Genomic DNA, 7880 nt, shown 5'->3' on the forward strand with positions numbered 1-7880 from the left:
GCAGGATCTTCGCGGTCTCCAGCGCGGCGAAGGCGGCCTCCCGCCCTTTGTCCTCCGTGGCCGGGGGCAGCCCGGAGCGGTCCCGTGCCTGCTCGACCGTGTCGCAGGTCAGGACGCCGAAGCCGATCGGGACACCGGTGTCGAGAGCGACCCGGGTGAGTCCGGCGGTCACCGACTGGCAGACGTAGTCGAAGTGCGGGGTACCGCCGCGGATCACCACTCCCAACGCCACCACCGCGTCGTGACTGGCGGCGAGCGCCGCGGCGACGACGGGGAGTTCCACCGCGCCGGGTACCCGGACCACCACCGGTGCGGCGACGCCGGCATCCTTGGCTGCCCGCAGGGCCCCGTCCAGCAGGGCATCGGTGATCTCACCGTGCCACCGGGCCGCCACCACGGCCAGCCGCAGACCCGCGCCATCGGGGATGGGTGCCGACGGCGAGCCGGTGCCGCTCACGCCGGCTCTCCCTGGCACACGTCCGCCATCACCAGATCGGTGTCCGCGGCTCCGGCCGGCGGGACCCGATGGTGCGGGACATCGGCACAGGCTCCGGCCGCTTTCGGCAGACCCGGCAGATCATGTCCCATCCGGTCCCTTTTGGTGGTGAGGTAGCGCAGGTTCTCGGGGGTGAAGTTCACCGGCAGCGCGACCCGCTCGACGATCTCCAGGCCGTAGCCTTCGAGCCCGGCCCGTTTGGTCGGGTTGTTGGACAGCAGGCGCATCGTCCGAACCCCGAGATCCACCAGGATCTGGGCGCCCGTGCCGTAGTCGCGGGCGTCGGCGGGCAGCCCGAGAGCGAGGTTGGCGTCGACGGTGTCGTGCCCGGCGTCCTGTAGCTGGTATGCCCGGAGCTTGTGGATGAGACCGATGCCCCGGCCCTCGTGCCCCCGCATGTAGAGCACCACGCCCCTGCCCTCCAGCGAGATCATGCGCAACGCGGCGTCGAGCTGCGTCCCGCAGTCACAGCGCCGCGATCCGAAGATGTCCCCGGTCAGGCATTCGCTGTGCACCCGCACAAGCACGTCACGGCCGCCGGAGATGTCGCCTTTGACCAGCGCCACATGTTCGATGTCCTCGATGACGCTGCGGTAGCACAACGCCCGGAACTCCCCGTGACGGGTCGGGATCGCCGCCTCGGCGACCCGCTCGACGTGCCGCTCACTACGGCGCCGGTAGGCCACCAGGTCGGCAATCGAGATCACTAACAGCCCGTGCTCGGCGGCGAACTTCATCAGTTCCGGCAGCCGGGCCATGCTCCCGTCGTCGTTGACGATCTCGCAGATGGCTCCGGCGGGACGCAGCCCGGCCAGCCGGGCCAGATCCACTGCCGCCTCGGTGTGGCCGGGGCGGCGCAGCACGCCGCCGGCCTTGGCCCGCAGGGGGAACACGTGGCCGGGCTTGGTGAGGTCCGCGGCGGTGGTCGCGGGATCGGCCAGCAGCCTGATCGTACGTGCCCGGTCAGCGGCTGAGATACCGGTCGTCACCCCGTCGCGGGCATCGACGGAGACGGTGAACGCGGTACCCATCCGATCGGTGTTGCGCGGGACCATCTGGCCGAGATCCAGCCGGTCGGCGTCAGCCCCGTCCATGGGTGCGCAAATCACACCTGAGGTGTAGCGGACCGTGAACGCCAACAGCTCCGGGGTGGCCAGCTCGGCCGCGAAGATCAGGTCGCCTTCGTTCTCGCGGTCCGCGTCGTCGACGACGATGACGGGCCGGCCGGCGGCGATCTGCGCCACCGCCTCCTCGATGGAGGCCAGGCCTGTGTCACTGGCTGCCAGGGATGTGCTCATGACAGTTGTTCGCTTCCGCTCCGAATCGTGGCGGTGGGGATGAGGGGCTGCCCCACGCCGGTCGTGTCACGCGCGGCGGTGAGCTTCTCGACGTACTTCGCCAGCACGTCGACCTCGAGGTTGACCCGCTCCCCCACCACGCGGCGGCCGAGGGTGGTCGTCCGCAACGTCGTCGGGATCAGGCTCACGGTGAACGAGGGTGGTGTCGACGCCGTCGCCGCGGTGACATCAACCACCGTCAGGCTGACGCCGTCAACCGTGATGGACCCCTTCTCGACGAGGTAGCGGTCCAGGCCCGGCGGCAGGCTGATACGCACGATCTCCCACTGGGGCACCGCCCCGCCACCGGCGGCTCGATCATCTTCCGTGGCGCTGCCGGCGGCCGGCACAGCGGTGCTCGGCTGTCGGTCAACCACCACACCGACGCCGTCCACATGCCCCTGCACGAGGTGGCCGCCGATGCGATCGGCCAGGCGCACCGCGCGCTCGAGGTTGACGGCGTCCCCGACGGACAGTCCACCAAGAGCCGAACGGGTGAGGGTCTCCTGCATGACATCGGCGGCGAAGGCCTGCCCGTCGCCTTGGGAAAACCAGCGGGTGACGGTCAGGCAGACCCCGTTGACCGCAATGGACGCGCCCTCGCTGACGTCCTCGAGCACCCTGGCCGCGCTGATGACGAGCCGAGCGGCGGCCGGGCGCGGCTCGACGGCCGCGACGACGCCGAGTTCCTCGATGATGCCGGTGAACATTCCTGGTGTTCCCCCTTGTGTCGGCACCACGTCCGAGACAAGGGGTAAGCACGCGGGACGCCGCCAGCGCACAGGCGCCAGACGGACCGTGCGCGACGGTGATAACCGCCGGACGGCACACGCCCGCGCGCGTCCTCCCATCCGGACTTTCACCGTCGGTCCCGGAATTTCACCGGGTCCACCGGCCGCTGGCTGCGGACGGGTCGCGGACTGTCACCGCCGGCTCGGAGTTTCACCGACCCCGGAGCGCGCGTGCTGCTACAACTACCTGCCCGAGTCTTGCACATGAAAGCCGCATGGGCGCGCGGAATCCGTGCGAAGCACCAGGCACCGCCGGGCGCGGCCGGCACCGCCCGCCGCCCGCTGGCATGGCGGTCAGGTTGTCGGCACGCCGGGCGCGACCAGCCGTGGCGACGCCCGCAGCGCCTGCGCCCGCAACGATTCAACCGCTGCCGCGGGATCGTCCGCGCCATAGACGGCGGTGCCGGCGACAAAGACATCGACCCCGGCCTCGGCGGCCCGCTCGACGGTGTTGGCATTGACCCCACCGTCGATCTGCAGCCACAGATCGAGGCCGCGGTCGTCCAGCAGCCGCCGCGCCGCCGTGATCTTCGGCAGGACCTCGTCCATGAACGTCTGCCCCCCGAACCCCGGCTCGATGGTCATCAGCAGCAGCAGGTCGAAGCGATGCAGGTCATCGATGTAACGCTCGACGGGAGTAGCCGGTTTCACCGCCAGGCCGGTGCGCGCGCCGGCCGCCCGGATGGCATCGGTGGTACGGGGCAGGTCGGTGACGGCCTCAGCGTGGATCGTGACGTTGGCCGCGCCCCGCTCGGCATAGCCGGCGGCCCAGCGGTCCGGATCGGAGATCATCAAATGGCAGTCAAGCGGGGTTGCGGTGACCGTGCGCAACGCGGTCACGGTATCCGGCGCCAGCGCCAGGTTGGGGACGAAGTGGTAGTCCATGATGTCGACGTGCAACCAGTCGGCGTGCCCCTCGACCGACAGGGCCGCCTGCGCGATCCGCCCGAAGTCGGCGGCGAGCAGGCTCGGGTAGATCTGCGCGGTGGCCACGCCTGCGAGCGTATCGGCCGGCTCTGGGCCGCCAGGCTCCGATGAACGTCGAGATGTCAGTGGTCTCGGTCATCCCGTCAGCCCATGAGCGCACCCGACACACCAGCACCCAGCACCCAGCGCATGCACAGGGCATATGCGTAGAAGCGGATCTTCTTAGAGCGACCAGCAGTCGGTTAGGTGCGGCGCAGGAGGGCAAGGAACATCGCGTCGGTGCCGTGCCGGTGCGGCCACAGCTGTACGAACGGGCCGTCACCGAGAGCGCCCACCTCGGGCAGGAATACCCGGGCGTCCAGAACGGACACGTCAGCGCGCCGCGCGGCCACGTCCGTCACGACGTCGGTGGTCTCCGCCGGGTGCGGCGAACAGGTGGCGTATGCGACGACACCGCCAGGACGCACCAGGTCAAGGGCCGCGGCCAGCAGCAGCCGCTGGAGACGGGACAGCACCACAGCATCGGAGGGCGCACGGCGCCAGCGGGCCTCGGGCCGACGTCGCAGCGCTCCGAGACCGGTGCAGGGGACATCGGCCAGCACCCGGTCGACGCTCCCCGGCCGTAGCGGCGGCCTACGGCCGTCCGCCCGGGTCACCAGAACGTTGGACCGGCCGGCCACCGCCTGGGTCACCAGCCTGGCCCGCGCGGCCCGCGGTTCCAGCGCGACCAGCCTGCTCGCGGGCAGCAGACCGGCCAGTACGGCGGTCTTGCCGCCAGGGCCGGCACACAGGTCGACGCTCACCCCGGTGTCCGTACCCCGCGTCGCCACCCTCGACAGTGCCGTCACGACCAGCTGGCTGCCCTCGTCCTGCACACCGGCCCGGCCGTCGGTGACCTCCGCGAGCCGTCCCGGATCACCACCGGCGAGGCGGACCGCGTACGGCGACCACAGACCGGGCGTGCCCGCCAGGCCCCCGTCCCGGACCGCGTCCAGCAGCGCTTCGGCGTCGATCAGACCGGGTCGCGCGACCAGATGGGTGGTCGGCCGTTGGTCGTCGGCCGCCAGCGCCGAGCGGGTCTCGGCCAGGTCGCCGCCCAGCGCCGCGGCGAACGCCTCGACCACCCAGCGCGGATGGGCGGTGACCAGCGCGAGATGACCGATCGGGTCGTCCTCGTAGCTCGGCGCGGCAAGCAGGGCCGCGAGGTCACCGCCGGTCTCGTCCACCCGCGACGCGACCCGCCGCAGGACCGCGTTGGCGAATCGGACCGGCCGCTCGCCGCTGGTGTGGCGAACCAGGTCAACGGTTGACGCGACCGCCGCACGCGTCGGCACCCGGGTATAGAGCAGCTGGTAGGCGCCGAGCCGCAGGGCATCGCGCACCTTCGGGTCCACGGCGTCCACCGGACGGCTGGTGACTGTTGCGAGCAGCGCGTCCAGGATGCCCGTCGCACGCAGCGTGCCGTAGGTCAGCTCGGTGGCGAACCCCCGGTCCCGGACCGGGAGCTGACGCTGCGCGGTCAGGGCCGAAAGCAGCAGGTTCGCGTAGGCACCGCGCTCGTCCACCGCTCGCAGGACTTCCCAGGCGAGCAACCGCGCGGGATCCGCCGGGACCGCCCGTGGTGAGCGGGCACTCCCCGGCGCGGAGGAGGCAGCTGGGGAGCCAGCTGGGGAGCCGGTGGTGGTAGCCCTGCTCACACGAACCTTTCACGGTCAGTCAACCGGGCGCCACGAGCCCACGCACTGGCGGTCATGGACGCACGGCCCTCGGGACGCACCTCACCCAGCAGGACCGCTCCGCCGCCGGTACCGACGGCGATCTCCCCGTGCCCGGCGGACACGCCGATCTGCGCGGGCTCCAGCGCGGGGACCCGCAGGTCCCCCGAGGTGGAGCACGGCCGCACCGGACCGAGCTTGATCCGATGATCACGGAAGGTCGTCCAGGCACCAGGTGCCGGCGTGGCCGCCCGAACCAGCCTGTCGATGTGGAGGGCCGGCGCGGACCAGTCGATGCGCACGTCGGCCGCGGTCAGCTTGGGCGCGATCGACACGCCCTCGGCCGCCTGCGGCCGGGCCCGCGCAGCCGCGTCGTCAATGCCGTCCAGCACGGCCAGGAGCAGCCTGGCGCCCGCGTCGGCCAACCGTTCCAGCAGGTCACCGGCGGTATCATGACCGCCGATGGTCTCGGTGAGCGTCCCGTAGACCGGGCCGCTGTCGAGATCCTCCTCGATCTGGAAGACCGACGCGCCGGTCACCTCGTCCCCGGCGAGCAGGGCATGCTGCACCGGGGCGGCGCCGCGCCACGCCGGGAGCACGGAGAAGTGCAGGTTGATCCAGCCGTGCTTGGGGATGTCGAGGGCGGCCCGCGGGAGCAGCGCTCCGTAAGCCACCACCGGACAGCACTCCGGCGCCAGTTCGGCGAGACGCGCGAGGAAAGCGGGATCGCGCGGGCGTTCGGGCATCAGCGCCTCCACCGCGGCCTCCTCGGCGAGTGCCCGCACCGGCGAGTGGGCGACCTTGCGGCCGCGGCCGGCCGGCCGGTCCGGGCGGGTCACCACCGCGACGACCTCATGGCGGGGCGAGTCGAGCAACGCCCGCAGGCTCGGCAGCGCGGCGGCCGGGGTGCCGGCAAACACCAGCCGCATCAGCGGGCGCGCCCGAACAGCGGATGCGGCGAGGTCTTCACCGCGGGAGGGGTCTGCCCTGCCCACTGCGCCTCGCGGATCGCCTGCATCGCGGCCTTCTTCGTGGCCCGGTCCAGCCGGTCGATGAACAGCACACCATCCAGATGATCGGTTTCATGCTGGACGCAGCGTGACAGCAGGCCACTACCCTCGATCGTGACAGGGTCGCCGTGGACGTTCTGGCCGACAGCCAGCACCCGCTCCGGCCGTTTCAGCTCGAACGCGATGCCAGGCAGGGAAAGACAGCCCTCCTCGCCATCCATCAGCTCCTCGCTGAACGGCCCCAGCAGTGGGTTGACGAGGTGCCCCACCTCACCGTCCACGTCATAGGCGAACACCCGCAGGGACACCCCGAGCTGCGGCGCCGCCAGCCCGACCCCGTCCGCCTCGTGCATCGTGTCGGTGAGGTCCGCGACGAGCCGGCGGAGCTCCTTGTCGAACGTGGTGACAGGATCGGCCACCGTCCGCAGCACCGGGTCCCCCAACAGTCGGATCTCCCGGACCGTCACTGTCGCACCCCTTCCGGATACACACCTGTCGAGCACTGTGGCCGCGCGGCCACACTCGATCGCGGCCACACCCGATGAAGAGAATCCATGCTACGGGCTTCCACGGTAGGACCAAGGGCCCACGGGCGCGAAAACACCCGGGCCCGCGCAGCCGCCGGTCACCTGCTGGCACGTCGCCCGGCACAGCCGCCCGTCACAGTAAGGCCACCGGGTCGAGGATGACCCGGACCGGCGCGGACCTGCGGGCGTCGAGCACGCCGCGCGCCGCCTTGAGCGCAACGGCCAGCTGCTGGCCGCGGGCTCTGGGGACGCGCACCAGGACGCGTTCCCACCGCTGCTCGCCGGCCGCGGGCTGCCCGGCGCCGGCCCCGGCACCGGTGCTGGGGCCGCCCGGCCCACTCAGCCCACTTGGCCCGCCTGGCCCAGCCACCGGAACCGGGCCGAGCACATCGGCGCCGGCCGGGAGCTCAGCGGCTGCGATCAGTTCGGCGACCGGGCCGGCAGCGCCCTCGACAGCGGCGATCCGGGTCGCTGGCGGAAAGCCGAGGGCCGCACGTTCGTCCTGCTCACGATGGATGAACCAGCCCGGGTCCCAGCGGGTCAGCGCCTGCACCACCGCCAGGCCGACATCGGCGGTGACGATGATCCGGCCGCCGTCGGCGGCCGGCCGCGCCAGCGCCGCCGCCGCGCACCACCGCCGCAGGGTCTCCTCGGCCGCACGCAGGTCCGTGCGGCCGAGCAACGCCCAGGTGTCGAGCAGCAGGACCGCGCCGTAGCCGCCGTCGGCGAGCGGCTCGGCGCCCGGCGTGGACACCACCAGAACGGGCGCCGCCGCGACCGTCGCCAGCACGCCGTCCCGGCCGGACGTGCGGACCGTGACGCCCGGGAACGCGCGCCCGAGTTCCTCGGCGGTCCGCCGGTCGCCGACGACGGTCACCCGCAGCCGCGCGTCCTCACAGGACGGGCACCGCCATCCGGCGGCCTCCACCGACGGCCGGCCGGTGAGATCAACGGCGGGGCGTCCACACCAGTTGCAGGCCGGCGGTCCGGCGCCGCTCGGGCGCCCAAGCGGCCCCTGGCAACGGCCGCACCGGGCCGGCCGGCGGCAGCCCGCGCAGGCCAGTGACGGCTGGTACC

General features: G+C 72.3%; 7 protein-coding genes, 1 pseudogene and 1 riboswitch. All 8 genes and pseudogenes read right to left on the minus strand.

The window, feature by feature from the left end; translation table 11 throughout:
• Positions 1-457 (minus strand): 6,7-dimethyl-8-ribityllumazine synthase (gene ribH / locus MJ777_RS21385; RefSeq protein ID WP_239377597.1); only part of this gene is annotated, 457 nt, incomplete at its 3' end.
• Complete coding sequence (locus MJ777_RS21390) at positions 454-1794, minus strand: bifunctional 3,4-dihydroxy-2-butanone-4-phosphate synthase/GTP cyclohydrolase II (RefSeq protein ID WP_239347355.1); 1341 nt, start codon at positions 1792-1794, stop codon at positions 454-456. The genes ribH and MJ777_RS21390, both read right to left, overlap by 4 nt.
• Positions 1791-2543, minus strand: coding sequence for a riboflavin synthase (ribE, locus tag MJ777_RS21395; protein ID WP_239377598.1), 753 nt, complete (start codon positions 2541-2543; stop codon positions 1791-1793). The genes MJ777_RS21390 and ribE overlap by 4 nt, the downstream gene beginning before the upstream one ends.
• A 125-nt stretch (positions 2544-2668) precedes the next feature.
• Positions 2669-2797, minus strand: a riboswitch (FMN riboswitch).
• Between the two features lie 121 nt (positions 2798-2918).
• Complete coding sequence (gene rpe / locus MJ777_RS21400; RefSeq protein WP_239377599.1) at positions 2919-3617, minus strand: ribulose-phosphate 3-epimerase; 699 nt, start codon at positions 3615-3617, stop codon at positions 2919-2921.
• Between the two features lie 176 nt (positions 3618-3793).
• Entirely contained in the window at positions 3794-5248 is a 1455-nt protein-coding gene (locus MJ777_RS21405) for an RsmB/NOP family class I SAM-dependent RNA methyltransferase (RefSeq protein WP_370652804.1), read from the minus strand.
• Positions 5245-6195 carry a methionyl-tRNA formyltransferase gene (gene fmt, locus MJ777_RS21410; protein ID WP_239377600.1) on the minus strand — a complete coding sequence of 317 codons (951 nt, stop codon included), beginning with the start codon at positions 6193-6195 and terminating at the stop codon, positions 5245-5247. The genes MJ777_RS21405 and fmt overlap by 4 nt, the downstream gene beginning before the upstream one ends.
• Positions 6195-6743 carry a peptide deformylase gene (gene def, locus MJ777_RS21415; protein WP_239312707.1) on the minus strand — a complete coding sequence of 183 codons (549 nt, stop codon included), beginning with the start codon at positions 6741-6743 and terminating at the stop codon, positions 6195-6197. The genes fmt and def overlap by 1 nt, the downstream gene beginning before the upstream one ends.
• Positions 6744-6936: 193 nt before the next feature.
• Positions 6937-7880, minus strand: a pseudogene (locus MJ777_RS21420) (primosomal protein N'); the annotation flags it as partial.

It is taken from the genome of Protofrankia sp. Cj5 (assembly GCF_917627405.1).
Taxonomy (GTDB): Bacteria; Actinomycetota; Actinomycetes; order Frankiales; family Frankiaceae; genus Protofrankia.